This is a genomic window from Mesocryomonas lacus, from assembly GCF_055730135.2.
Genome location: NZ_JBUZWE020000004.1, coordinates 274,317 through 297,474, shown reverse-complemented (window position 1 = coordinate 297,474; position 23,158 = coordinate 274,317). Strand labels below are relative to the sequence as shown.

At 65.4% G+C, this 23,158-nt stretch carries 24 protein-coding genes; 15 read left to right on the top strand and 9 right to left on the bottom strand.

The window, feature by feature from the left end:
• The gene (locus tag ACZLZY_RS08675; protein WP_472933828.1) at positions 1 to 1,530 is read right to left on the bottom strand and encodes a sigma-54-dependent transcriptional regulator; all 1,530 of its coding nucleotides are present in this window, start codon (positions 1,528 to 1,530) and stop codon (positions 1 to 3) included.
• A 131-nt stretch (positions 1,531 to 1,661) separates the two neighbouring features.
• On the opposite strand from ACZLZY_RS08675, the gene ACZLZY_RS08670 reads away from it, so the two are divergent.
• The 7 genes from ACZLZY_RS08670 to pyk all read left to right on the top strand — a co-directional run bounded on the left by ACZLZY_RS08670 (position 1,662) and on the right by pyk (position 9,644).
• Complete coding sequence (locus ACZLZY_RS08670; protein WP_472933827.1) at positions 1,662 to 3,488, top strand: M3 family oligoendopeptidase; 1,827 nt, start codon at positions 1,662 to 1,664, stop codon at positions 3,486 to 3,488.
• 286 nt (positions 3,489 to 3,774) lie between these two features.
• Positions 3,775 to 5,220: a homospermidine synthase gene (locus tag ACZLZY_RS08665; RefSeq protein WP_472933826.1), complete on the top strand. Its 1,446-nt coding sequence runs from the start codon at positions 3,775 to 3,777 to the stop codon at positions 5,218 to 5,220.
• A 141-nt stretch (positions 5,221 to 5,361) separates the two neighbouring features.
• Positions 5,362 to 5,820, top strand: a complete 459-nt coding sequence (locus ACZLZY_RS08660; protein WP_472933825.1) for a nuclear transport factor 2 family protein — start codon at positions 5,362 to 5,364, stop codon at positions 5,818 to 5,820.
• A 106-nt stretch (positions 5,821 to 5,926) separates the two neighbouring features.
• Positions 5,927 to 6,304: an Omp10 family outer membrane lipoprotein gene (locus tag ACZLZY_RS08655; protein WP_472933824.1), complete on the top strand. Its 378-nt coding sequence runs from the start codon at positions 5,927 to 5,929 to the stop codon at positions 6,302 to 6,304.
• Between the two features lie 177 nt (positions 6,305 to 6,481).
• Positions 6,482 to 7,543: a ferrochelatase gene (hemH, locus tag ACZLZY_RS08650; RefSeq protein WP_472933823.1), complete on the top strand. Its 1,062-nt coding sequence runs from the start codon at positions 6,482 to 6,484 to the stop codon at positions 7,541 to 7,543.
• 206 nt (positions 7,544 to 7,749) lie between these two features.
• Positions 7,750 to 8,208, top strand: coding sequence for a DUF1036 domain-containing protein (locus ACZLZY_RS08645; RefSeq protein ID WP_472933911.1), 459 nt, complete (start codon positions 7,750 to 7,752; stop codon positions 8,206 to 8,208).
• Complete coding sequence (pyk, locus tag ACZLZY_RS08640) at positions 8,205 to 9,644, top strand: pyruvate kinase (protein ID WP_472933822.1); 1,440 nt, start codon at positions 8,205 to 8,207, stop codon at positions 9,642 to 9,644. The genes ACZLZY_RS08645 and pyk overlap by 4 nt, the downstream gene beginning before the upstream one ends.
• A 60-nt stretch (positions 9,645 to 9,704) precedes the next feature.
• Here the strand turns inward: pyk and ACZLZY_RS08635 are convergent, their stop codons facing one another.
• The 5 genes from ACZLZY_RS08635 to ACZLZY_RS08615 form a co-directional block, all read right to left on the bottom strand.
• Positions 9,705 to 10,430 carry a tetratricopeptide repeat protein gene (locus ACZLZY_RS08635; RefSeq protein ID WP_472933821.1) on the bottom strand — a complete coding sequence of 242 codons (726 nt, stop codon included), beginning with the start codon at positions 10,428 to 10,430 and terminating at the stop codon, positions 9,705 to 9,707.
• Positions 10,431 to 10,534: 104 nt separating this feature from the next.
• A complete protein-coding gene (gene ykgO, locus ACZLZY_RS08630) occupies positions 10,535 to 10,660 on the bottom strand; it encodes a type B 50S ribosomal protein L36 (protein WP_472933820.1) in 126 nt (41 codons plus the stop codon).
• 166 nt (positions 10,661 to 10,826) lie between these two features.
• Positions 10,827 to 11,912, bottom strand: coding sequence for a 5-(carboxyamino)imidazole ribonucleotide synthase (locus ACZLZY_RS08625; protein WP_472933819.1), 1,086 nt, complete (start codon positions 11,910 to 11,912; stop codon positions 10,827 to 10,829).
• Entirely contained in the window at positions 11,909 to 12,406 is a 498-nt protein-coding gene (gene purE / locus ACZLZY_RS08620; protein ID WP_472933818.1) for a 5-(carboxyamino)imidazole ribonucleotide mutase, read from the bottom strand. The genes ACZLZY_RS08625 and purE overlap by 4 nt, the downstream gene beginning before the upstream one ends.
• Positions 12,403 to 12,606 carry a YdcH family protein gene (locus ACZLZY_RS08615; RefSeq protein WP_472933817.1) on the bottom strand — a complete coding sequence of 68 codons (204 nt, stop codon included), beginning with the start codon at positions 12,604 to 12,606 and terminating at the stop codon, positions 12,403 to 12,405. Before ACZLZY_RS08615 ends, purE begins: the two co-directional genes overlap by 4 nt.
• Positions 12,607 to 12,824: 218 nt before the next feature.
• On the opposite strand from ACZLZY_RS08615, the gene ACZLZY_RS08610 reads away from it, so the two are divergent.
• Positions 12,825 to 12,992: a YdcH family protein gene (locus tag ACZLZY_RS08610; RefSeq protein WP_472933816.1), complete on the top strand. Its 168-nt coding sequence runs from the start codon at positions 12,825 to 12,827 to the stop codon at positions 12,990 to 12,992.
• A gap of 223 nt (positions 12,993 to 13,215) precedes the next feature.
• Here ACZLZY_RS08610 and ACZLZY_RS08605 read toward each other — a convergent pair whose 3' ends face one another.
• Entirely contained in the window at positions 13,216 to 13,974 is a 759-nt protein-coding gene (locus ACZLZY_RS08605; protein WP_472933815.1) for a sulfite exporter TauE/SafE family protein, read from the bottom strand.
• Positions 13,975 to 14,250: 276 nt separating this feature from the next.
• On the opposite strand from ACZLZY_RS08605, the gene ACZLZY_RS08600 reads away from it, so the two are divergent.
• The 6 genes from ACZLZY_RS08600 to ACZLZY_RS08575 all read left to right on the top strand — a co-directional run bounded on the left by ACZLZY_RS08600 (position 14,251) and on the right by ACZLZY_RS08575 (position 19,974).
• Positions 14,251 to 14,919, top strand: a complete 669-nt coding sequence (locus ACZLZY_RS08600; protein ID WP_472933814.1) for a thiamine phosphate synthase — start codon at positions 14,251 to 14,253, stop codon at positions 14,917 to 14,919.
• Entirely contained in the window at positions 14,916 to 15,947 is a 1,032-nt protein-coding gene (locus ACZLZY_RS08595; protein WP_472933813.1) for a tetratricopeptide repeat protein, read from the top strand. Before ACZLZY_RS08600 ends, ACZLZY_RS08595 begins: the two co-directional genes overlap by 4 nt.
• 142 nt (positions 15,948 to 16,089) lie before the next feature.
• Positions 16,090 to 16,653 carry an elongation factor P gene (efp, locus tag ACZLZY_RS08590; protein WP_472933812.1) on the top strand — a complete coding sequence of 188 codons (564 nt, stop codon included), beginning with the start codon at positions 16,090 to 16,092 and terminating at the stop codon, positions 16,651 to 16,653.
• A gap of 197 nt (positions 16,654 to 16,850) precedes the next feature.
• Positions 16,851 to 17,693, top strand: a complete 843-nt coding sequence (locus tag ACZLZY_RS08585) for an inositol monophosphatase family protein (protein ID WP_472933811.1) — start codon at positions 16,851 to 16,853, stop codon at positions 17,691 to 17,693.
• A 200-nt stretch (positions 17,694 to 17,893) separates the two neighbouring features.
• Positions 17,894 to 18,940, top strand: coding sequence for a MotA/TolQ/ExbB proton channel family protein (locus ACZLZY_RS08580; protein ID WP_472933810.1), 1,047 nt, complete (start codon positions 17,894 to 17,896; stop codon positions 18,938 to 18,940).
• A gap of 2 nt (positions 18,941 to 18,942) precedes the next feature.
• Positions 18,943 to 19,974 carry a peptidoglycan -binding protein gene (locus ACZLZY_RS08575; protein ID WP_472933809.1) on the top strand — a complete coding sequence of 344 codons (1,032 nt, stop codon included), beginning with the start codon at positions 18,943 to 18,945 and terminating at the stop codon, positions 19,972 to 19,974.
• 49 nt (positions 19,975 to 20,023) lie between these two features.
• Here ACZLZY_RS08575 and ACZLZY_RS08570 read toward each other — a convergent pair whose 3' ends face one another.
• A complete protein-coding gene (locus tag ACZLZY_RS08570; RefSeq protein WP_472933808.1) occupies positions 20,024 to 20,350 on the bottom strand; it encodes a hypothetical protein in 327 nt (108 codons plus the stop codon).
• Between the two features lie 53 nt (positions 20,351 to 20,403).
• The gene (locus tag ACZLZY_RS08565) at positions 20,404 to 20,628 is read right to left on the bottom strand and encodes a hypothetical protein (RefSeq protein ID WP_472933807.1); all 225 of its coding nucleotides are present in this window, start codon (positions 20,626 to 20,628) and stop codon (positions 20,404 to 20,406) included.
• An 82-nt stretch (positions 20,629 to 20,710) separates the two neighbouring features.
• Here ACZLZY_RS08565 and ACZLZY_RS08560 point away from each other — a divergent pair, with 82 nt between their 5' ends.
• A complete protein-coding gene (locus ACZLZY_RS08560; RefSeq protein ID WP_472933806.1) occupies positions 20,711 to 23,038 on the top strand; it encodes a hypothetical protein in 2,328 nt (775 codons plus the stop codon).
• Positions 23,039 to 23,158: the final 120 nt, after the last annotated feature.

The window sequence follows — 23,158 nt, the reverse complement described above, 5'->3', positions numbered from 1 at the left end:
CTAAGCGTCACCCGTGTCACGCAAGGTTTGCTGATGCTTATCCTTGTCGAACCCTGCGTCTGCCTCAAAGATGCCATAAAGCCTCATCTTCCGATACAGCGTCGAGCGACCTATGCCAAGGCGGCGCGCAATCTCACTCATATGACCACCATAATGAGCGACAGCGCGGCGGATGTGCGCAGCCTCGACCGCCTCGAGGGTCAGGAGTTCGCCGTCCTCGCCGAAGCCGTCTGGAGCCGCGGTACTCTCCCGCTCGAACGGCTGCCGTACGGCCATCGGGACGGGTTCGCCAACCCCGTCGGAAGCGTCCGTGACGTCCAGCGCCGGCACCGGTACGGCCTCGATCCCGCCCGGCTGCAAGGCCCCGATCTGCGGGAAGTCGGCAATGCCGAGCGTCGGTCCATCGGCCAGCACCACGGCGCGGTGAAGGGCGTTCTCCAACTGCCGGATGTTGCCGGGCCAGTCGTGCCGCTCGAGGAGGGTCACAGCGTCTGCCGACAAGTGGCGCGCCGGCGAGCCGGGCTCGGCCTCGGCAAACCGGGCGAGGAAGTGCGCCGCGAGCGGAGCAATCTCGTCGCGGCGCTCGCGCAGCGGCGGCAGGCGGACGGACAGCACGTTGAGGCGGTAGTAGAGGTCCTCCCGAAAGCGTCCCGCGGCGACCTCCGTCGGCAGATGGCGGTGCGTGGCGGCGATGATTCTGACATCCGGCCGGACCGGACGGCGCCCGCCCACCGGGTCGACCTCGCCGCTCTGCAGGACGCGCAGCAGCTTGACCTGAATTTCCAGCGGCAGCTCGCCGATCTCGTCGAGGAAGAGGGTGCCGCCATCGGCATCGACGAATTTGCCCGGCCGCCGCTCTCCGGCATCGGTGAAGGCGCCCCGCTCGTGGCCGAACAGGATGCTCTCGGCAAGGCCTGCCGGCATCGCGCCGCAGTTGACGATCACGAACGGCGCCTCCGCCCGCGGCCCGGCCGCGCGGATGGTGTCCGCCAGCCACTCCTTGCCGGTGCCGGTTTCCCCCTCGATCAGCAGGGGAATGGTCGAGCCCGCGGCACGTTCGGCCAGCGCCAGCAGATCGCGCATGGCGCGGCCGGTGGGTGGCGAGGGCGCCCGTATGCCTTTCGGTTTTACTCCGGGCCCACCCCGGCGGCGCGCGTCGTGAACGCGGATCGCCTTGTCGATCGTCTGCTGAAGCTTCTCCGGAGAGACCGGCTTGACCACGAAATCGAAGGCGCCGGCGCGCATCGCCTCGACGACGGTGTCGATGCCGCTGCGGCTGGTGAGGACGATCACCGGAATGTCCCGGCCTTGCCGCTGCATGTCGGCGAGGACGTCAAGGCCGCTTTCGCCCGACAGCATGAGGTCGAGCACCAGCGCGGCGATGGCATCCGAGCCCTCTTGCCTCAAAGCGTCGATTCCGCCGGAGACGCTGTCGCGCAGGAGCGGAAGATGCCCCATGCGCGTCACCAGCGCCTCCACCAATCGGCGCTGGACAGGATCGTCGTCGATGATCAGAACCTGGCGTGTCATGCAGCACTCCACCCTCGCCGGATGGCAGGGTTGCCCCATTTTGACACGCAGGTTCCTGTGATCCGCTTGACGATCAGGCTTAACGCAGTGCTAACCCTCCCATTCCCGCTCTGGCAACGACCGAGATTTTGATGATCGACCGTATTCTTCTGGCCACTTCCGCAACCGGCGCGACCGCCGGGATAGGGCTGCCCGAGTGGAACCTCGACGACCTCTACCCCGCAATGGATGCCCCGGGCATCGCTGCCGATCTCGACAAGGGCGCGGCCCTGGCCCTGGCCTTCCAGGCCCGCTGGCGCAGCGCTCTCGGCCGCGAGACCGCGCTGCCGGGCGGCGGCGGCATTGCCGAGGCGCTAAAGGAGTTCGAGGCACTGGAGGAAATCCTCGGCCGGCTGATCTCCTATGCGGGCCTCGTCTATTCCGGCGATACCTCGGATCCGGCACGCGCGAAGTTCTACGGCGATATCCAGTCGCGGGTGACCGATATTTCCTCGCGCCTCCTGTTCTTTCCGCTGGAGATGAACCGGATCGAGGATGCCGTCCTCGACGCTGCAATGGCGGAGAACCCGAAGCTCGCACACTATCGCCCTTGGATCGTCGATCTTCGCAAGGACAAGCCGTACCAGCTGGAAGACCGTGTCGAGGAGCTATTCCACGACAAGTCGGTCACCGGGCATGGCGCCTGGAACCGACTGTTCGACGAGACGATGACGGCCCTGCGCTTCGATGTCGACGGGGACGACATGGCGCTGGAGGAGACCTTGAACCTCCTGCAGGACGAGCGACGGGAGCGCCGCCAGGCCGCCGCCGGCGCGCTCGCCCATACCTTCGGCGAGAACCTGCGCACCTTTACACTGATCACCAACACGCTCGCCAAGGACAAGGAAATTTCCGACCGCTGGCGCGGCTTCAAGGACGTGGCCTACAGCCGGCATCTCGCCAACCGGGTCGAGCCGGAGGTGGTCGATGCGCTGGCGCGGGCCGTGGTCGCGAGCTATCCCGCGATCTCCCACCGCTACTACGCGATGAAGGCGAAGTGGCTGGGGCTGGAGAAGCTCGAGTTCTGGGATCGCAACGCGCCGCTGCCCGATACCGCGCGGCGCGAGATTTCCTGGGGCGAGGCGCAGTCGACCGTGCTGTCGGCCTATTCCGGTTTCTCGCCGGAGATGGCGGCGATTGCCGAGCGCTTCTTCCAGCGCAACTGGATCGACGCCGCCGTTCGCCCGGGCAAGTCGCCCGGCGCCTTCGCGCACCCGACCGTTCCGTCCGCACATCCCTATGTCCTGCTGAACTACATGGGCAAGCCGCGCGACGTGATGACGCTTGCGCACGAGCTCGGCCACGGCGTGCATCAGGTGCTGGCGGGTCCGCAAGGCGCGCTGATGGCGCCGACGCCGCTGACGCTGGCCGAGACGGCCTCGGTCTTCGGCGAGATGCTGACCTTCCGCTCGCTGCTCGATCAGGCCAAGACCCCGCTGGAGCGCAAGACGCTGCTCGCCCAGAAGGTCGAGGACATGATCAACACGGTGGTCCGGCAGATCGCCTTCTACCAGTTCGAGCGGGCGCTGCATCAGGAGCGGCGGAACGGGGAACTGACGGCGGACCGGATCGGCGAGATCTGGGTCGAAATGCAGAAGGAAAGCCTTGGTCCCTCGATCCATTTGGGCGAAGGCTACGAGACCTTCTGGACCTATGTTCCCCACTTCATCCACTCGCCGTTCTACGTCTACGCCTATGCCTTCGGTGACTGCCTGGTGAATTCGCTCTACGCCGTCTACCAGAATTCGGAAGAGGGTTTTCAGGACAAGTACTTCGCCATGCTGAAGGCTGGCGGCACCAAGCACCATTCCGAACTGCTCGCGCCTTTCGGCCTCGATGCTTCCGACCCGTCTTTCTGGTCGCGGGGACTGGCGGTGATTTCCAGCTTTATCGACGAACTCGAGATCATGGAGGACTGACGTCCTCTATGCGGCGGCGCTATTTTGACGAACGCCGCCGCCGCGGCGCAGCCGTTTGCAGAAAAGTTTTATGAACGTTGCCGCCAAACCCGCGGCGAACGAATAACGCTAATCCGATCAAAGGCTCGCAGCGAACTAGTTTCGACGCTCTGGTGATTCTGGCGGCGCCGAGAATGGAAACGCTGCCGCCGTTGAGTTTCATTTAACGCCGATTTGCTTTAGCCGCAGGGCAGACATAGTCGCAGCGACCTTGATCGTTGCGTCCGACCTGGAAGGAATTGCCACCATGGCGATTGAAAAGCATCCGATCTACGGAAAGATCAGCGGCCCGGTGGTGATGATTGGCTTCGGCTCGATCGGCCGGGGAACGCTGCCGCTGATCGAACGCCATTTCGACTACGACCGTTCGCGGGTCACCGTGATCGACCCGAACGACGCCGACCGGAAGCTGGCGACCGACAGCGGCGCGACCTTCCTGCACCAGGCCCTGACCCGCAAGAACTACGAAGAGATCCTGACACCGCTGCTGACCGAGGGTGAGGGACAAGGTTTCTGTGTCAATCTCTCGATCGACACCGGCTCGGTCGACATCATGCGGCTCTGCCGCGAGCTCGGCGTCCTCTACATCGACACCGTGGTCGAGCCCTGGCTCGGCTTCTACTTCGACGATACGATTTCGAACGCCGACCGCACGAACTATGCGCTGCGCGAGACCATGCGCAAGGAGAAGCGCCGGAACCCCGGCGGAACCACCGCCGTCTCCTGCTGCGGCGCCAATCCCGGCATGGTCTCCTGGTTCGTCAAGCAGGCGCTGGTCGATCTTGCCGGCGAGATCGGCAAGGATTTCGCAGAGCCGGCGTCCGGCGACCGCGAGGGCTGGGCTAAGCTGATGAAGAAGGTCGGCGTCAAGGGAATCCACATCGCCGAGCGCGATACCCAGCGCGCCAAGAAGCCGAAGCCGCTGAACGTGTTCTGGAACACATGGTCGGTCGACGGGCTGATTTCCGAAGGCATGCAGCCGGCGGAACTCGGCTGGGGCACGCACGAGAAGTGGATGCCCAAGAACGCCAAGACCCACAAGAAGGGTCACCAGTCCGGCATTTTCCTGGAGCAGCCGGGCGGCAACACGCGCGTGCGCAGCTGGTGCCCGACGCCGGGGCCGCAATACGGGTTCCTCGTCACCCACAACGAGGCGATCTCGATCTCGGATTACTTCACGGTCCGCGGCAAGAACGACGAGGTCAAGTATCGGCCGACTTGCCACTACGCCTATCACCCCTCCAACGACGCCGTCCTGTCGCTGCACGAGTTGTTCGGTGCCGGTGGCCGCATCCAGCCGGTCCGCCACGTCCTGTCGGAGAAGGAACTGGCCGACGGCGGGGATGAGCTGGGTGTCCTGCTCTACGGGCACGAGAAGAACGCCTACTGGTACGGCTCGCAGCTGTCGCTGGAGACGGCGCGCAGCCTGGCGCCGCACCAGAACGCCACGGGCATGCAGGTGACCTCGTCAGTACTCGCCGGAATGGTCTGGGCGTTGGAGAACCCAAAAGCCGGCATCGTCGAGTCCGATGAGATGGACTTCCGCCGCTGCCTCGAGGTGCAGAGGCCCTATCTCGGGCCGGTGAAGGGCTATTACACCGACTGGACCCCGCTCAAGGATCGATCGAGCCTGTTCGAAGAAGATCTTGACGTTGAGGACCCTTGGCAGTTCCGGAACATTCTCGTCCGCTAGGGCAGGCGGACATCTCCCACTCACCGATTTCCTTGTGCAAAAGCCGTTTGTTGGCTTGGCCTCCTCATGCAGTCACTGGCCAACAAAAGCTACTGCGTTATTATTCCCTCTCGGCTTGTTCTAAGCCGGGAGGAAACATGGATGCTGGAAATCCATGACAGGGCAGAGTTAAGGCGAAACGTTCTTCGTGACGTCATGGATTCGGTCATGTCGGGAACGATGGGCAGTATCGCTCGGCATTTCGCGCCCGGTGCTGTCTTCTCCAACCGCAGCAATGCCGGAATTATCGACGCGCCATGGTTCGACCGGCTGGAGGGCGAGTTCCGCTTGAGCGGCGAGGACGAAGCGAAGTCCTTCCTCAGTGAACTGATGCGGCGCGCAACCTATATTTCCTACGAAGAGCGCGGCACGATCGTCGAGGACGACCAGGCGGCCTGCCGTTGCGACTGGACCCGGCGGGACGAGCGGAACGGCTCACTCGTCACCGGAACGACGATGTACTGGTTCACATTCACCAGCGACGTCCGCATCCGGTCGATCGAAACGATTGGCTCGATACACTCCGTCATTCCAGCGCAGGACAGGGAAACTGCGGCCTGATCGGCCACAGCTTGGGTTTTTCACGACGCATTGCCGGCTGACCGATGACAGGTCCGCTTATGTCTTGTACGGGTCAGTCAACAACTGCTTTTCTCGGAGCCAGAGCATGCGTGCCATCGTTTCCTCCATCGCCCTCGCGACGGCTGCCCTTTTGCTGGTAGCGTGCCAGACGGCAGACAACCGTGTGACCAGCCTCCCGACCGACACCAAGCCAAAGAGCGTCGATGGCAGCTGGGCTTCCGTCGGTGGCCCTGTTTCCTATACCGCTAACTTCCGAGGTGGGAGATATACCGCAACTGAGGCGGGTACTGGAGGTCTCCTCGCTGAGGGTTCATACCGCTCGCTGGGACCCGGACAAGTATCGCTTGATTACACCTCTAAGGTTCGTGGAAACCGTGTCGCTGCGAACTGTAATTATGCAGGCGATAATCTGGTGTGCGTCTTGTCTGACAACAGTCGCTACGACTTCGTACGACGCAGCTAGTAAGGGCTCGTAGGAAGGCCCAGCGACGGCTGCCCTTAGCGACTTTTCGCTCCTGCGAACATGCGCCGCGCTTTGGCTTGGCGTTTTCCCACCTATATCCGTTTCGAGCCGGCGCCATGTTCCGGTGCCGCTCCGGTCGCCGGGGCCTCTTAGCTTGAACGATCGGGGACTTACCAGATGAACGCTCAGACCCCCCTCGCTGCCGCGCGTGCAACGGGCCCGTTGCCGCCCGGCCACCCGGTGGTGAAAACCAAGAAGGTTGGCGTGCTAATCGTCAATCTCGGTACGCCCGATGGCACGACCTACCGTCCGATGCGGCGTTACCTGAAGGAATTTCTCTCCGACAGGCGTGTGATCGAGACGTCGCGCTGGGTCTGGTATCCGATCCTCTACGGCATCGTCCTGACCACCCGCCCGACGCGCTCCGGCAAGGCCTATGCCTCGATCTGGAACGACGAGCTGGACGAGTCGCCGCTGCGCACTTTCACGCGGGCGCAGGGCGAGAAGCTGGCGGTGCGCATGGCGGGGGATGCCGAGGTCGTCGTCGACTGGGCGATGCGCTATGGCCGCCCGTCGATCGCCGAGCGCGCCGATGCGCTGCTTGAGGCCGGCTGCGACAGGATCCTCGTTTACCCGCTCTATCCGCAGTACTCGTCCTCGACGACGGCGACGGTGAACGACAAGTTCTTCGCCCACATGATGACGAAGCGCTGGATGCCGGCGGTCCGCACCGTGCCGGCCTATCACGACGAGCCCGTCTACATCGACGCGCTCGCTCGTTCGATCGAGAAGCACTTGGCGTCGCTCGACTGGGAGCCGGAGCGGGTGATCACGACCTATCACGGCATTCCGCAGAGCTATTTCCGCAAGGGTGACCCGTATCACTGCCATTGCCAGAAGACCTCGCGCCTCCTCGAGCAGCGCCTCGGCTGGGCGCCCGGCCGGCTGATGACGACGTTCCAGTCGCGTTTCGGGCCGGAAGAATGGCTGCAGCCCTATACCGACAAGACGGTCGAGGCCCTCGCCAAGGAAGGTATCAAGCGGGTGGCGATCCTCAATCCGGGCTTCGTTTCCGACTGCCTGGAGACGCTGGAGGAAATTGCGGAGGAGGCCGGCGAAATCTTCCTGCACAATGGCGGAGAGAAGTTCAGCCACATCCCGTGCCTCAACGACAGCGATGAGGGAATGGACGTCATCGAATCCATGGTTCGCCGCGAGCTGCGGGGCTGGGTCGGCTGACGCCGTCCCGCGGTCAGCCTCGCTCCGTCATAAGGCCATAGTTCTGACCCCATCGAACCGGGATGGCCGCCCGGATCAGCCTGTTGTCCGCATTGGCTGGCGGCGTTGACAGGTTTGGGCGGCCGATCGAGACTTCCACGGTCGGCGACGCCGCGATCAATTGCCTTCGTCCTTCGAGGCCCGCCTTCGTCATTCAAGGATTGCCCATGATCTCGCGAAAATTCTGGCGTCACCCGGCCGGGGCCGGTCTGCTGGCACTTTCGGCCTTCATCTTCTCTGCACCCCTCGTATCGACGCCCGCAAAGGCTGATTTCCGAGTCTGCAACGGCACCCAGCAGCTTGTCGGCGTCGCCATCGGCTACCGCGCCGAAGTAGGCTGGACGACCGAGGGCTGGTGGCGCATTCCGGCGACGAGCTGCAAGGTGATCATCGAGGGGACACTCGCCTCGCGCTACTATTACCTCTACGCCGAGGATGCGGACGGGAAGGGGCGCTGGGCCGGGAACGTCAATCTTTGCATCGCCGAGAACGAGTTCAAGATCACCGATGTGAAGGATTGTTTGGCCCGCGGCTATCAAAAGATGGGCTTCCGAGAGTATGACACCGGCGAGCAGGGCAGCTGGATGGTCCAGTTGACCGAACCGCCACGCGGGGGCACGCAATGAGAAGAAATCGCCGGGTCAAGATTCTCGCGACACTGGGTCCTGCTTCGTCCGACGAGGCGATGATCCAGAAGCTGCATGAGGCAGGCGCCGACGTCTTCCGAATCAACATGAGCCATACCGACCACGACACGATGCGCGAGCTGGTGCGCCGCATCCGCTCCGTGGAACTCAACGTCGGCCGGCCGATCGGCATTCTCGCCGATCTGCAGGGACCGAAACTGCGGGTCGGCAAGTTCAAGGACACGACCGTCACGCTGGCGCTCGGCCAGGACTTCACCCTCGACGACAACCCCGCCGAGGGCGACGAGACACGGGTCTTCCTGCCGCATCCCGAAATACTCGAGGCGGTCCAGGTCGGCCATCGCCTGCTGATCGACGACGGGCGTCTGCAGCTGGTCGCCACCGAGACCGACAGCCGCCACATCAAGTGCCGGGTCGTCGCCGGCGACAAGATCTCCAACCGCAAGGGCGTCAGCCTGCCCGACACGACGCTCGCCACGGGCGCGCTGACCGACAAGGACCGCAAGGACCTCGACGCTGTGCTGGCGGTCAACGACGTCGACTGGGTGGCGCTGTCGTTCATCCAGCGCCCGGAAGATCTCGCCGAAGCCCGCAAGATCTCGCGCGGCCGCGTCGCGCTGATGTCCAAGATCGAGAAGCCGCAGGCCGTCGAGCGTCTCGACGAGATCATCGAACTGTCCGACGCGATCATGGTCGCGCGCGGCGACCTCGGCGTCGAGCTGCCGCTGGAAATGGTCCCTTCGATCCAGAAGCGCATCACCCGCGCTTGCCGCAAGGCCGGCAAGCCGGTGGTGGTCGCCACACAGATGCTGGAGTCGATGATCACCGCGCCGGTCCCGACCCGCGCCGAGGTCTCCGACGTGTCGGTCGCGGTCTATGAGGGTGCCGACGCGATCATGCTGTCGGCCGAGTCGGCGGCCGGCAACTTCCCGGTCGAGGCGGTCGCCACGATGAACCGCATCGCCGAGCAGATCGAGCAGGACGCGATCTACCCGAGCATCATCCTCGCCCAGCGTTCGGAGCCTGAGGCGACCGGTGCCGATGCGGTCTCGCTCGCCGCCCGCCAGATGGCCGAGACGCTCAACGTCGCGGTGATAGTCACGTACACGGCGACCGGCACGACCGGCCTCAGAACCGCCCGCGAGCGGCCGATGACGCCGATCCTGGCGCTCTCGCCTGTGCTGTCCACCGCACGTCGACTGTCGATCTGCTGGGGCCTCCACAACGTCGTCACCGAGGATGCCTACGACCTCGACGCGATGATCGACACGGCCTGCCGCATCGCCGTCGAGGAGAAGTATGCCCGCGCCGGCGAGCGGGTGATCATCACCGCCGGCGTACCGCTGCGCATTCCCGGCTCGACCAACATGCTGCGCATCGCGCACATCGGATCGGACGGGCTCTCGGCCGTCTGAGACCGAGCGACGTCACTCAGAACAAAGAGGCCGGCGAGGGGAGGCCCTCCGCCGGCCTTGTTATATGCCCTGACCGGTCAGTTCCTCGGACAAGCGCCCGACGGCGTCCTGTGCGCTCTTGTTGGCGGGGTAGATTTCCAACACCTTGCCATAGGCCTCGAGCGCCTGAGGCTTGCGGTCGGTCTCCTCGAGGATCATCCCAAGCCCCATCAGCGCGCCGTAATGGCGCGGCTCGAGAATCAGCGTCTTCTGGATGTCCGCGATCGACTTGCCGTAGTCGGAGATCTGGTAGTTCAGCGTCGCCCGGCGGTTCCAGGCCTCGGCATAGTCGGGATCGAGGATGATCGCCTGCTCCAGAAGATCTAGCGCCGCGCCGCTGTTCTTCTGCGCCGCCGCCTTGGCCGCCCAGAGCAGCATCAGATCAACCGTCGCGCTGCCGCTGGCGCTCCACTCGACGTCGATCTTGGATGCAACGAGCGCAGCTGCCTCGGGGGTGGCCGTCCGCCTGAGTTCGGCAAACAGGGCATCGAGACGCTCCGCCTTCGTCGTTGGCTGCGGCCTTGCCGCAGACGGCGGCTGGATAGGCGAGGATGGCTCGGCCGGGGGCGTGGGCCTTGCGTAAGGCCGCGGGGCAGCCGATGGGGGAGCAGACGGCCCTGCCGCCGTCGGCGGATCGCCCGTGATGATCGGATCCGTCTCGGCAAAGGCGGGGACCGCCGATCCCGCGATCGATGCTGTCAGCAACAGGATGGAGGCGAGGGTATTTCCAACGAAGAAAGCGCGCATGCGAAAAGCTTAGGCTCCCGCAGCGCGCTGTCAATCCGAACAATATGTGAGAAGGGGCGTCTGCCCTTCACCAAGGCGGCGGGCAAAAGCCCGCGGCCGCCGCCTCAGCCCTGGCGGGCCTTGTAGCGCGGCGCAACCTTGTTGATGATGTAAATGCGGCCCTTGCGGCGAACCAGACGGTTGGCGCGGTGGCGGCTCTTCAGCGACTTCAGCGAATTCTTGATCTTCATTGTCTTAAACCATCGGTCGATGTGACGGAAGCGACCGGGTCCTACCGTTTCGCCACTCAATGAAAAACGCGCCGTTTGGGCGCGTTTCGGTTGGGGTGGGAATTAGCCGCGTGACAGAGAAATGTCAACGACGCCGGGCTGCATCCGGCGCGGCAAGCGGCCTTTTCTACTGGCTGGAACCGCTTCCGAGCGGGAAAACCCGCGTAAGATGGCCCATTTTGCGTCCCGACCGCGCCTCGCCCTTGCCGTACAGGTGCAGGAGGAGGTTCGCTTCCCCGAGCGTCGAGAGCGAGTCGGCTTGGTCGGCGCCGATCAGATTGTCCATCACGCAATCGAAGTGCCGGACAGGCGCCCCGAGGGGCAGGCCGGCAACGGCGCGGATATGCTGCTCGAACTGCGAGACGAGACAGGCCGCCTCCGTCCAGTGCCCGGAATTGTGCACCCGCGGGGCGATCTCGTTCACCAGGAGGCCGTCCGGCGTCGCAAAGAACTCGACGCCGATGACGCCGACATAGGAGAGCCTTTCGAGAATATTGGCGGCGATCGCCTTGGCCTCGAGAGCAGCTGCCGGCGCCACCCGGCCCGGGACGGTCGAGTGGCGCAGGATCCCGTTGGAGTGGACGTTCTCGGCGGGGTCGTAGGCCTCCACGTGTCCGTCCTGGCCGCGCGCGGCAATGATCGACAGCTCGTAGCTGAAGGGCACCTTGCGCTCGAGGATAGACGGCGTGCCGCCGAGGCTCTCGAAGGCATCGCCGTGCGGGGAGCGCTGGCGCAGGACGGCCTGACCCTTGCCGTCATAGCCGAGACGCCGGGTCTTCAGGATGCAGTCCCCGCCGAGTTCGGCAAGGGCATGGTCGAGTTCCTGGGCGGTGTCGACCGCGCGCCACTCCGCCGTCCGCACGCCGATGCCGTTGAGGAACGCCTTCTCGACCACCCGGTCCTGCGCCACCTCCAGCGCATCGGCCGGCGGATAGACCGGGACGTGGCGCGACAGTTCGCGGATCGGACCGACAGGCACGTTCTCGAATTCATAGGTGACGACGGCACAGTGCTGGGCGAGGAGGGCCAGCGCGGCTGGATCGTCGTACTGGCCGACGACCACGTCGCTCGCCACTTGCGCCGCGCAGCAGCGTGCGTCCGGGTCGAGGATGATGGTGCGGAACCCGAGCCGGGCGGCGGCGAGCGCCAGCATGCGACCGAGTTGTCCGCCGCCGACGATGCCGATCGTGGCTTCGATGGGAAGCGGGCTCATACCGCGTCGACCGGGTGGAGGGCCACGGCGTCGGTCTGAGCGGCGCGATAGGCGTCGAGCCGATCGGCCAGCGCCTCGTCGTAGAGGGCGAGCACGCTGGCAGCGAGGAGGGCGGCGTTGACGGCGCCGGCCCGGCCGATGGCGAGCGTTCCCACGGGAATTCCCGCCGGCATCTGCACGATCGACAGGAGGCTGTCCTGGCCCGACAGCGCCTTGCTCTCGACCGGCACGCCGAACACCGGGAGCGGCGTCAGGGCGGCCGCCATGCCCGGCAGGTGCGCCGCGCCGCCGGCCCCGGCGATGATGATCCTGAAGCCCTCGGCTTTGGCGCCGCGGGCGAAATCGAACAGCCGCTCGGGCGTCCGGTGGGCGGAGACGATCCGCGCCTCGAAGGAAACGCCGAGGGTCGTCAGGGCGTCGGCCGCGTGCTTCATCGTCGGCCAGTCGGACTGGCTGCCCATGATGATCGCGACATCGTGTTGCTGAGCCGTCATGCCGAGATATCCGGAATGATCTGGTCCTCGACGTCCTGCAGCCGGTCCTTGACCGCCAGTTTTTTCTTTTTCATCCGCTGGATCTGCAGCCGGTCGCAGCCGGTGACCTCCATCGCGTTGATCGCCGCATCGAAGTCGGTGTGCTCCTGCCGCAGGCGCGCCGCCTGTAGGCGCAGCGTCGCCTGTTCCTGATCGCCCATCTCAAGTCCCCTCGGTACGCGAATGCCTCGATGCTGAAAATCCGGCTTAAACCCGACGCCCGGCCCCGACGATCGATTAACAGCCTACGGCGATTTGGGGAACAGGGAGCTTGAGACTGGTTCGACAGTGCATAAGTTTTGTGACAGGATTCTCCGGTCGAGGCGCCACCGCCGAGAACGGAGCGTCTCGAAAACGTAACGGATCTGAAGGAGCGACTATGTCCTTGGACGTGCATCTTGCGACGTTGGTACAGCGACACTCTGCACTGGAAACCGAGATCGAGGCGGCGCGCACCAAGCCCGCGATGACCGACGCGGAGATCCGTGAATTGAAGCGGCGAAAGCTTTTGCTGAAAGACGAGATGGAGCGCCTCCGAGCGAACTAATTTTCTCTTCTTCCAGCCCGGGCGCGGTTCCTACCGCGGCCGGGTTATCTGCCGACCAGCCCGCGTTTTGCCGGCACAGCCGTTCGACCTGTTTCTCCCGCAAGAGCCTGTCCCAGACGATCGGTCCGCCTGTCGGACATCGTCGCCGGTTTCTCGGTTTGACGGCCCCGCCGCAATTTCCCGAAGGTCGCATCTCGCTCCGAGCGGCCCGGCACAATAAATCCTATCCCAGCAGACCGCGCAGCCCGGCATAGACCAGCTGGATCCCGACCGGGATCAGCAGCGCGTAGGTGATGAGATAGAACCGCTCGCGGTCGGTCCGCTTCACCAGCCAGACGCCCGCCAAGGTCGACAGCGGCGCCAGCGGCAGGAGCACGGCCGAGGTGGCAAGGTTCTCGCTGGAGAACTGGCCGAGCAGGAAATACGGCACGAGCTTCAGGAAATTAGTGACGGCGAAGAAGATTACGGTGGTGCCGGCAAAGACGGCGGGCGCGAGCTTCAGCGGCATCACATAGACCTGGAAGGGCGGCCCGCCGGCATGCGTGGTGAAGCTGGTGAAGCCCGCGATGGTGCCCCAGAACATGCCGCTGATGCGGCCGGGTTTGCCCGCCGGGACCGTATGGCGGGACTGCAGGAACCATTGGGCGGCGAATGCGAGGCAGAGCCCTCCGATGAGCAGCCGGATCCCGTCAGGCGGGATCAGCGTAGCCGTCGCATAGCCGAGTGCGACCCCGAGCACCGATGCCGGGAGGATCAGCCGCAGCACCGTGCGGTCGAACGTGCCGCGCCATGCCAGCAAGCCGACGACGTCCATGACGATGAGGATCGGCAGCATGATGCCGGCCGCCGCGATGGGTGAGATCGCCAGCGCCATCAGCGGCACGCCGATCATGGTGATGGATCCGCCGAACCCACCCTTGGCGAGGCCGACGAGGATGACCGCCGGAATGGCGTAGAGATAGAAGATCGGATCGGTGATCATCGGCGGCATCCTGCGGGCGGCGAGCGCTCCGACAGGTTGCGAGTAGCGCCAAGCGAGGGGACCTGCAACGTCCTGATGGCTTGGCCGAAGATACGGGACGATGTCGCGGGGAAGAAAATCTTGATCGGCGCGTGCGCCCGCCGCTTCATTCTCGCCATGCTTTGCGCGAGCATGTGCATCGCCTATAAGGCATCGGACAAGGGCGGGCTTCCCGGAAGGGCAGAGCTTCATCCTCTCACCTTCCGACACCTCAAAAGACGACCGGTCGCCCTCAGCATGCGTCAAGATTTCATCCGTCCCCGCCTCGTCCTCATCACCACCTTGCTGCCCGATGGCGAGGCGGGCGTGGCTGCGATGCGGGCCGCCCTCGCCGCAGGGGACGTTGCCTCTGTGATCGTCGATGCCGCCGGACGCGACGCCGACAGCTTCCAGCATTTCGCCGAGGGGCTCGTCGGCCTGATCCAGGACTTCGGCGCGGCCGCGATCATCGCCGACGACACCCGCTGCGCCGGCCGCGTCAAGGCGGATGGCCTGCACGTCTCGGGCGGCGATGCCGAGGAACTCGCCGAGACCGTCGAGCGCTTCGCGCCGCGGATGATCGTCGGCGCCTCCGGCTTCGAGGACCGGCACGACGCGCTGGAGGCCGGCGAGAAACTGCCGGACTATCTCTTCTACGGCCGCTTCGGGGGCGACACGGAAGAAGCGCCCGATCCGGAAGACCTCGACATGGCGCAGTGGTGGGCGGAGATCGTCGAGGTGCCTTGCATCGTCCTGGGCGGACGTGACGTCGAGACGCTTCCTGCCGCCATCGAGACGGGCGCCGAGTTCATCGCCTTGTCGGCGGCGGTGTTCAAGGAGCCGAGCGGCGCCGCCGCCATGGTCGAGCGCGCCAACGCCATCATCGACGCTGTCAGCGCCGACATCCTGGAGACTCTCGCGGTATGAAGCGGCTTTCCGGCATCGCTCTGGCGGTCCTGTCCCTGGCCTTGCTGGCCGATGTCGGTGGCGCCGTCGCGCAGCCGGCGCCGGGCAAGGCCGTGCCGTTGCCGACGCCATCACCGGAAGGCAGCACGCTGCCGGCCCCAACGACAGCTGCCGCAGCCGCCGATGCGGCCCTGGCGCCGTCGACCTCGCGCCCCTCCGAGGGTAGCATCCGCGCCTATGGCGCCTATCAGCGCGGCCTCTACCTCACCGCGCTCGCTTTGGCCGAGCCGCTTGCCAATCTCGGCGATCCCGCGGCCCAGACCTTGCTCGGCGAGATCTATTCCCGCGGCCTCGGCGTCAAGCGCGACGAGAAGGAGGCCGCCCGCTGGTACGAGGCGGCCGCCAAGGCCGGCAGTGCCGAGGGCCAGTTCCGCTACGCCTTGCTGCTGCTCGATGGAAAGAGCGTGCCGCAGGATCTCGCCAAGGCGCGTGACCTGATGAAGCTTGCGGCCGATGCCGGCATCCCGCTGGCGGCGTATAATTTCGGGCAGATGCTGATCCAGGCCTCGCCCACCGGCGGCTTTGCCGAGGCGCGTCCCTATTTCGAGATGTCGGCCAAGGCGGGCGTCGCCGACTCGCAATATGCGATGTCCCAGCTCTACGCCTATGGGCGCGGCATCGCGTCGCCCGATCTGCCGACGGCCCGCCGCTGGCTGCTGGCGGCCGCGACGAACGGCCATGATACAGCGCAGATCGAGCTCGGCATCTGGCTGATCAACGGCAAGGGCGGGCCGAGCAGCGCCGGCGACGGCGCACGGTGGCTGCGGCGCGCCGCCGGCCACGGCAATCCGATCGCCATGAACCGCATCGCCCATCTTTACAAGGACGGTATCGGCGTCGTCGCCGACAAGGCGGAGGCGGCCAAATGGTCCGTTCTCGCCAAGCGGGCGGATAACACCGACGCCGTCCTCGACGAGTTCTTCCGCAAGCTGGACGAGGCCTCGCAGCGGGCGGCCCTCGAGGCCGCCAACAAGTTCCGCGCGAGCTGACACGACCGGCGGGCAGCCATCGAGGCCGCGCGGACGGCCGATCGAGCGATTCGTCCGAGGCCCGGCCGGGCTTGAACGCCTCCCGTTTTTATGGTCTTGAGCCGGCTTAGCCCTGCTTGCGGCCCCCAATCGAGTTTTGACGATGAAGATCAACGGCAACGAAATCCGTCCCGGCGACGTGGTCGAGCATGCCGGCGGCCTGTGGGCTGCCGTTCGCACCGCGCATGTGAAGCCCGGCAAGGGCGGCGCCTTCAACCAGGTCGAGCTGAAGAACCTCATCGACGGCACCAAGCTGAACGAGCGCTTCCGCGCCGCCGAGACGGTGGAGCGTATCCGCCTCGAAATGAAGGATTTCACCTTCCTCTATGCCGAGGGCGACTCCCTGGTGTTCATGGACATCGAGAGCTACGAGCAGCTCGAACTGCAGAAGGATTTCGTCGGCGACCGCGCCGCCTTCCTGCAGGACGGCATGAAGGTCACGGTGAAGGTGCACGAGGAGCGGCCGATCGGCATCGCTCTCCCGGACCATGTGACGCTGCTGATCACCGAGGCCGATCCCGTGGTCAAGGGCCAGACGGCATCCTCGTCCTACAAGCCGGCGATCATGGAGAACGGCATCCGGGTGATGGTGCCGCCGTTCATCGATGCCGGCGAGCGCATTGTCGTCGACACCAACGAGATCACCTACGTGCGCCGCGCCGACTGATGCGCAGCTTGCGGCCGGGCGTTCGCCTGACCGTGTTTGTCGGAGGGGTTGGGTCCGCCTTGCTCCGATGGCCGCACCGACGGGGCGCTTGCCCCGTCATTATGCCCAAACTGCGGGGCGCTTGCTCCGTCTCTATGCCGAAATGATCGGGTGGTTTGCAGACGGCAGGCCGCCCATAACCGTTTGAAGGTACATCCATGGCCCGTTCGCCGCTCCTCAACGTGATGACGCAGACCGCGCTCAAGGCTGGCCGCTCGCTGACGCGCGACTTCGGCGAGGTGCAGAACCTGCAGGTCTCGATGAAGGGCCCGGCGGACTACGTCAGCAATGCCGACCGCAAGGCGGAGGAGATCGTCTTCCAGGAACTCGCCCGCGTTCGGCCGGACTGGGGCTTCCTGATGGAGGAGCGCGGGGCGATCGAGGGCAAGGACCCGCAGCACCGCTGGATCGTCGATCCGCTCGACGGCACCACCAACTTCCTGCACGGCATTCCGATGTGGGCGGTCTCGATCGCGCTCGAGCGTGACGGCGAGATCGTCGCCGGCGTCGTCTTCAACCCTGCGACCGACGAGCTGTATTCGGCCGAGAAGGGCGGCGGCGCCTTCCTCAACGACCGCCGCATCCGCGTTGCCGCGCGCAACAAGCTGAACGAGGCGGTGATCGGCACCGGCGCGCCCTTCCTCGGCAAGGGCGACCACGCGCGCTTCCTCTACGAGATCCGCCACATCATGGCCGAGACCTCGGGCATCCGCCGCATGGGCGCCGCCTCGCTCGACCTCGCCTATGTCGCCGCCGGGCGCTTCGACGGTTTCTGGGAGCGCAGCCTCGCGCCGTGGGACTGCGCGGCCGGGTCGATCCTCGTCCGCGAGGCCGGCGGTTTCATCAGCGGTCTCGATGGCGCGAAGTTCAACCACGTGCTCGGCGACATCGCGGCCGGCAACGAGACCATTCACCGGGCGCTCGTCGGCCAGCTGAAGCTTGCGGACACCGCCTATGGCAGCACCCGCAAGCCAAAGCCCGAGCCGACCCCCGAAGCCTGACGCGCATTGAGCGGCGCCTGAGACGTGGAGGGCAGTGGAGAGCCGCCGCCCTGGACCGTCAGGCGAATCTATCCTGAACGGCGGCGGCCGACCCTTCTGAAACTCCGCATCCGATCATCCGGAAGTCGTTCCGATTTTCCGGCCGATGCTGTAGCGTGCCCGCAAAGGCGCCAGGCGCCTCTCTGGAGTGTCGGAGCATCATGCAGGTCTTCAGTTCGCCGCCGGAAAATTCCACGCGGCCCGATGGTTTCGGCACCGACAGGCTCGCCAGCCCGATGGTCTTCCTTTGGTCGATGCTGGTCTTCCTGGCGCTGGTCGGCTTCGTCGCCGCCATCCTGTCGCGCCAGGTGCAGGCGGCCTTCGTCACCAATCCAGGCCTCAACGGGCTGATCGCCGGCGTCCTCGGCATCGGCATTCTGCTCGCGCTGATGCAGGTGATCCGGCTGGCGCGTGAAGTAAAGTGGGTGAACGCCTACCGCGACGGCTCGGCCGAGTTCGAGGACATGCGTGATCCCGTCCTCCTCGCGCCGATGCGGGCGCTGATCGGGCGTCGCCGCCAGATGGCGCTCTCCACCCAATCGATGCGCGCCGTGCTCGATTCGGTCGCCACCCGTCTCGACGAGACGCGCGACACCGCGCGCTACCTCATCGGCCTCCTCGTCTTCCTCGGCCTCCTCGGCACGTTCTGGGGTCTCCTCGGCACCATCGGCTCGATCGGCAACACCATCCAGACGCTCGACCCCTCCGGCGGCGACACCGCGAGCGTGCTCGACGCGCTGAAGGCGGGGCTTGCCGCACCACTGCAAGGCATGGGCACGGCGTTCTCCTCCTCGCTGTTCGGCCTGTCCGGATCGCTGGTGCTGGGTTTCCTCGACCTGCAGATCGGCCGGGCGCAGAACCGCTTCTATACCGAGTTCGAGAACTGGCTGTCGTCGATCACCGATGTCGGCTCCGACATCCTGATCCCGCCGGCGGGGCCGCTCGCCATTCCCGCGGCTGGCAGCGACGAGCTGCGCGTGCTCTCGGACAAGCTGAGCCGGCTGGTGCAGGACCAGTCGGCGAGCCCGCGCACCTCGGCGGCGATGGCAAGCCTTGCCGAGAGCATCCAGGGCCTCGTCCAGCACATGCGCTCGGAGCAGCAGATGCTGCGCGACTTCGTCGAGACCCAGGCCGGCGAGCAGCGCGAGCTGCGCGGCGTGCTCGACCGCCTGTCGAAGTCGATCGGAACCGGCCGGGACGGCCGTTAGCCATGGCGCTGTCCCGCCACCGTAAGACGCAGCGCACCGTCGACTACTGGCCGGGCTTCGTCGACGCGCTGTCGACGCTGCTCCTCGCCATCATGTTCTTGCTCTCGGTCTTCGTGCTGGCGCAATTCCTGCTCAGCCGCGAGATCTCCGGCCGCGACACGGTGCTCGACCGCCTGAACTCGCAGATCAACGAGCTGACCCAGCTGCTGTCGCTCGAGCGCACCACTGGCCAGGATTTTCAGGACCAGATCGCCAGCCTTCAGGCCTCGCTCCAGACGGCCGAAAGCGATCGTTCTCGCCTGCAGCAGGCGCTGGCCAGCGGCGGTGGCGCCGCAGCTTCCGCCAATGCGCGCGTCGAGGGCCTCGAGACCTCGCTCGGCGAGCAGCAGCAGATCTCCCAGCGCGCCCAGTCGCAGGTCGAGCTCCTGAACCAGCAGCTGGCGGCACTCCGTCAGCAGATCGGCGCGCTCGAAACCGCGCTCAACGCCTCAGAGAACCGCGACAAGGAGAGTCAGACCCGGATCGCCGATCTCGGCAGCCGGCTGAACGTCGCGCTCGCCCAGCGCGTCCAAGAGCTGTCGCGCTACCGGTCCGACTTCTTCGGCCGGTTGCGGGAAATCCTGTCGGACCGCGAGAACATCCGCATCGTCGGCGACCGCTTCGTCTTCCAGTCCGAGGTCCTGTTCCCGTCCGGTTCCGACGTGCTGCAACAGGCGGGCGAGGCGGAGATGCAGAAGCTGGCCGCGGCCGTCACCGAGCTGTCGCGCGAGATCCCGTCCGATATCAACTGGATCATCCGGGTCGACGGCCACACCGACAACATCCCGCTGTCCGGCAATGGCCGCTTCGCCGACAACTGGCAGCTCTCGACGTCGCGCGCCGCCGCCGTCGTGAAATACCTGATCAGCCAAGGCGCCCCCGCCGACCGCCTCGCCGCCGCCGGCTTCGGCGAGTTCCAGCCGCTCGACCCCGACAACACCCCCGAGGCCCGCAACCGCAACCGCCGCATCGAGCTGAAGCTGACGGAACGGTAGCGCCGGAAACCATATTTAAACTTGGCGTTCAGTTATCCCGGCTTTTTGCTCAGTCGACGTGCTTTTTGGTTGCAAGCGCATTGATGTGCCCGCCCGCGTAGTATCCGATGTCGTCATCATTCGGTATATCTGGCAGGTGTTCTCCATGGCCCGCGTTTCGCTCTCGACTGGCTGCGTGCTGGCCGTGCTGCTGACCTCCGTCCCGACAAAGGCGATGTCCATCGGCGACTTCGCCCTCGGCGTATTTCAGGAAATGGCCAAGTCGTCCGATGCCGAGCGTCCCCGCGCAAGGCAGGTTCGGGCGCAACGGGCCGAGACGCTCTGGCTGGTGATCGCAAGCCGCGAGAGCGCCTCCGAAGCGATCGATCTGGCGCAAGGATATGCCGATACGCTCGGGCCCTGTCTTGTCGTCCAGAGCCGCAACGGTCGCTATGCCGTGGTCGCGGGCACGCTGAACCGCGATCGGTCGAAGATCAACATCGCGACGTTGAAGGAGCTGCGGTTTATCCCCGCCGACTCCTTCCTGTCGGACGGCGCCAATCTGGATACTGTTGTCTGGTCGGCCTTCGAGGCCAATGCCAGCACCAACATCATGACGCAGCCGGTCCTTCGTCGTTCGGTCGGCACGCTGCAGAGGGCGATGGCGGCGCTCAATCTCTATCGGGGCCCGGTCGACGGTCTCGTCGGAATTTCGACGGTCGATGCCTTCGATGCCTACCGCGCGAAATACGGCGTCGTGGCCGAGGTGCTCGATCGCTACGCCCTGTCGTCCCTGGCGCAGGCCGCCGCGGACGGTTTTCCCAACGACAGTGAACGCCGATACGCGCAGAGCCTCGGCTTTGAAAACGCCACAGCCTACACCGAGGCGACCCAAGGCGGCTTCTCCTCGGCGGCCGTCTTCAACCAGGCGCGTTCCCTGGGTTTTCGAACCAATGGGGATTGGCAGGCGGCAAGGAACGGGGGTTTTCAGGACGGCGACGAGTTCATGCGCGCCAAGGCAGGAGGCTTCGAGAACGCGGTGTCCTACCGCCGAGGACAGGAGAAGGGGTTCGCGACCAGCCGTGAGATGGCTGACTATGAGGCATCCGGCTTTCAGGATGCCGATGCCTACAGGGCAGCCAAGCGCGCAGGATTTTCCAGCAAGAGCGCGTTCGATAAGGCGCAGGCCGAGGATCTGAAAGCTGCCCGGGGAGAGGCCACCATCCTCCTTGCCGATGCCGACGCATTTCTGCGGCTCAACCGGAATGCCGAGGGCATCCTGGCAATCGCCGCGGAGGCGGCGACGCTGAACGGATTGGTCGTCAGCGGGTCGGCCGACACGATACGCTCGTCGGCCCGACGTCTCGATGGGGCGCTGGGCGGCATACCGGGTTTCGGTGCCTTCAAGGAGGCGCGCGCAAAGGAGCGGGCGGACGACCGGCTGCGGCGCCTGGCAGGGCTGAGACGGGACCTTGACAAGATCAATGGCGATCTGACGGGATGGGTCGCCGTCAATCTGACGTCGCCGAAGACAAGCGAGATCGTCGCGGAGCTCACGCTCCTGACGGCGGCCCTGAAGAAGGACGATCCGGAAGACCTGGAAGAGGCCAAGCGCCGGGTCGTGGCATTGATCGAGCGCCAGGGCATTGCCGCGGGTCTGGAACAGGCAGCGTCCGAGAGTTCGGCCGTGGCCGTCCAGCCCAGCGCTGCTCCGCTCGCGAGCGTTACGCCGGCCAACGCGTTCCTGCTGCAGGGCAATCCCGATGACGTCGTCATCGCCTATAATTCCGGGACGCGTTCGCCTTCCATCACGCGGACCTTGCTCGGCAGCTATTCGTTTACGACCGGCAAGGCCTCCGTTTGCATGCTCGGCATTGACCGGAACCCGGCGCTTGGCCGTGCTCTCGCTCTCAATTTGGCGCGTTTCGGCGTCGTCGATGTGCGAATGGAGCCCGGAAATTGTGCCGCCAAGGATGTCGGCCGATCGGACCTTGTCCTGCTCCAACGCAAGCAATTTCTCGAAGCTGCGCCCGCAACGGCCATCGGCGTTCTTGATGCCGTAGAAAAGGGCGACCTCAGGGTCTTCGAGGAGTTGACCTATGACCAGTTGAAGACCGCGCAAGCTTCTGAAGCCAGCCTTGCGGCAAGGATCGCCGCAGATGTCGCGCAGGATGCGAGAAACGGTTTCGGCGCCTTGATCCCTGTCAACGGCGCCGGTCCCATCTGTGTTGTCCTCGGCGCCGAAGACGAAGCCCATACCGAAATGCTGAAGCGGCTTTCGGCATTCGCCCAAAGTGAATTCGGGCGCAGTCCGGCTGTCTCATTCGTTAGCCTGGATGACGCCTTCCAGTCCGTTCGCAAAGACCGCTGTACGATGGTCTATGCCGAACAGCCTTCACTGAAGCTGATGAGTGCAGCGCTTGAGAGGGACGGGCGAAGGGCTTCCTTCGCACCCCTCTGGTTCGAGACGAAGGACATCGAGGCCGCGACGGCCGCGTTGAAAGAGAAGCGCGACAGCGAGACCGCGGATGCGGAAGCCCGCCGATTGGCTGCGGCTGCAGAGCGCGAGCGGGCGGAGAAGAAGTCGGCAGAGGTGGCGGCGCAACGCCAGGTCATCGAGAGCGGGCTGCGCCGGCAGTACGCGGCAGAGGCCTCTGCGGTTCAGAACGCCCTGACGGCCGGCTTGAAGGCCGGGGTTTTGGGGCAGCCCTCGGTCGTGCTCGAGGGGCGTGAAAAGGAGCTTGCCGAGGAAGTCCGCACGCATTTCCCGGCCTTCACGACCTGGGCAGGGTCGCTGGCTGGCGATGCCTGGAAGCCCATCGGGATCGATACCAGCATCGTCGATTACGGCACTGTCGACTGGAAGCAGCGGCAACTCGAGGCGCTTGTCCTGCGGGCGGAGGTCCAGGTCGTCAGCGCGGAACGGGGTGAGTATCGCGAGCACTGCTTCCTGCTCGGTTGGATCTCAGACGACGAATTCCAGACCTACCGCGACCCCATCGAGACGGATTGCGACGGCCCGGACTCTTCCATTGCGGACTGGAAGACGGGGCATCATCTCCAGAGCCGCTGGGTAGCACCGTAGGTTGCGTGCCTGCCTGACGGGAAAACCGTCAGTCAGGACGGTCCTGCGACCACCTCCCCACCGCCCTTTCGAGCGTCTCCATGCGGCCGATTGACAGTCTTGGGGCGCAGTGAGAGCCTT

Coding starts and splice junctions, on each gene's coding strand:
- ACZLZY_RS08625 (WP_472933819.1), bottom strand. CDS start 11,912: ATGAGCCCGCTTCCCATCGAAGCCACGATCGGCATCGTCGGCGGCGGA.
- ACZLZY_RS08645 (WP_472933911.1), top strand. CDS start 7,750: ATGATCTCGCGAAAATTCTGGCGTCACCCGGCCGGGGCCGGTCTGCTG.
- hemH (WP_472933823.1), top strand. CDS start 6,482: ATGAACGCTCAGACCCCCCTCGCTGCCGCGCGTGCAACGGGCCCGTTG.
- ACZLZY_RS08610 (WP_472933816.1), top strand. CDS start 12,825: ATGTCCTTGGACGTGCATCTTGCGACGTTGGTACAGCGACACTCTGCA.
- ACZLZY_RS08635 (WP_472933821.1), bottom strand. CDS start 10,430: ATGCGCGCTTTCTTCGTTGGAAATACCCTCGCCTCCATCCTGTTGCTG.
- ACZLZY_RS08575 (WP_472933809.1), top strand. CDS start 18,943: ATGGCGCTGTCCCGCCACCGTAAGACGCAGCGCACCGTCGACTACTGG.
- ACZLZY_RS08655 (WP_472933824.1), top strand. CDS start 5,927: ATGCGTGCCATCGTTTCCTCCATCGCCCTCGCGACGGCTGCCCTTTTG.
- purE (WP_472933818.1), bottom strand. CDS start 12,406: ATGACGGCTCAGCAACACGATGTCGCGATCATCATGGGCAGCCAGTCC.
- ACZLZY_RS08605 (WP_472933815.1), bottom strand. CDS start 13,974: ATGATCACCGATCCGATCTTCTATCTCTACGCCATTCCGGCGGTCATC.
- ACZLZY_RS08600 (WP_472933814.1), top strand. CDS start 14,251: ATGCGTCAAGATTTCATCCGTCCCCGCCTCGTCCTCATCACCACCTTG.
- ACZLZY_RS08675 (WP_472933828.1), bottom strand. CDS start 1,530: ATGACACGCCAGGTTCTGATCATCGACGACGATCCTGTCCAGCGCCGA.
- pyk (WP_472933822.1), top strand. CDS start 8,205: ATGAGAAGAAATCGCCGGGTCAAGATTCTCGCGACACTGGGTCCTGCT.
- ACZLZY_RS08580 (WP_472933810.1), top strand. CDS start 17,894: ATGCAGGTCTTCAGTTCGCCGCCGGAAAATTCCACGCGGCCCGATGGT.
- ACZLZY_RS08585 (WP_472933811.1), top strand. CDS start 16,851: ATGGCCCGTTCGCCGCTCCTCAACGTGATGACGCAGACCGCGCTCAAG.
- ykgO (WP_472933820.1), bottom strand. CDS start 10,660: ATGAAGATCAAGAATTCGCTGAAGTCGCTGAAGAGCCGCCACCGCGCC.
- efp (WP_472933812.1), top strand. CDS start 16,090: ATGAAGATCAACGGCAACGAAATCCGTCCCGGCGACGTGGTCGAGCAT.
- ACZLZY_RS08615 (WP_472933817.1), bottom strand. CDS start 12,606: ATGGGCGATCAGGAACAGGCGACGCTGCGCCTACAGGCGGCGCGCCTG.
- ACZLZY_RS08595 (WP_472933813.1), top strand. CDS start 14,916: ATGAAGCGGCTTTCCGGCATCGCTCTGGCGGTCCTGTCCCTGGCCTTG.
- ACZLZY_RS08665 (WP_472933826.1), top strand. CDS start 3,775: ATGGCGATTGAAAAGCATCCGATCTACGGAAAGATCAGCGGCCCGGTG.
- ACZLZY_RS08660 (WP_472933825.1), top strand. CDS start 5,362: ATGCTGGAAATCCATGACAGGGCAGAGTTAAGGCGAAACGTTCTTCGT.
- ACZLZY_RS08670 (WP_472933827.1), top strand. CDS start 1,662: ATGATCGACCGTATTCTTCTGGCCACTTCCGCAACCGGCGCGACCGCC.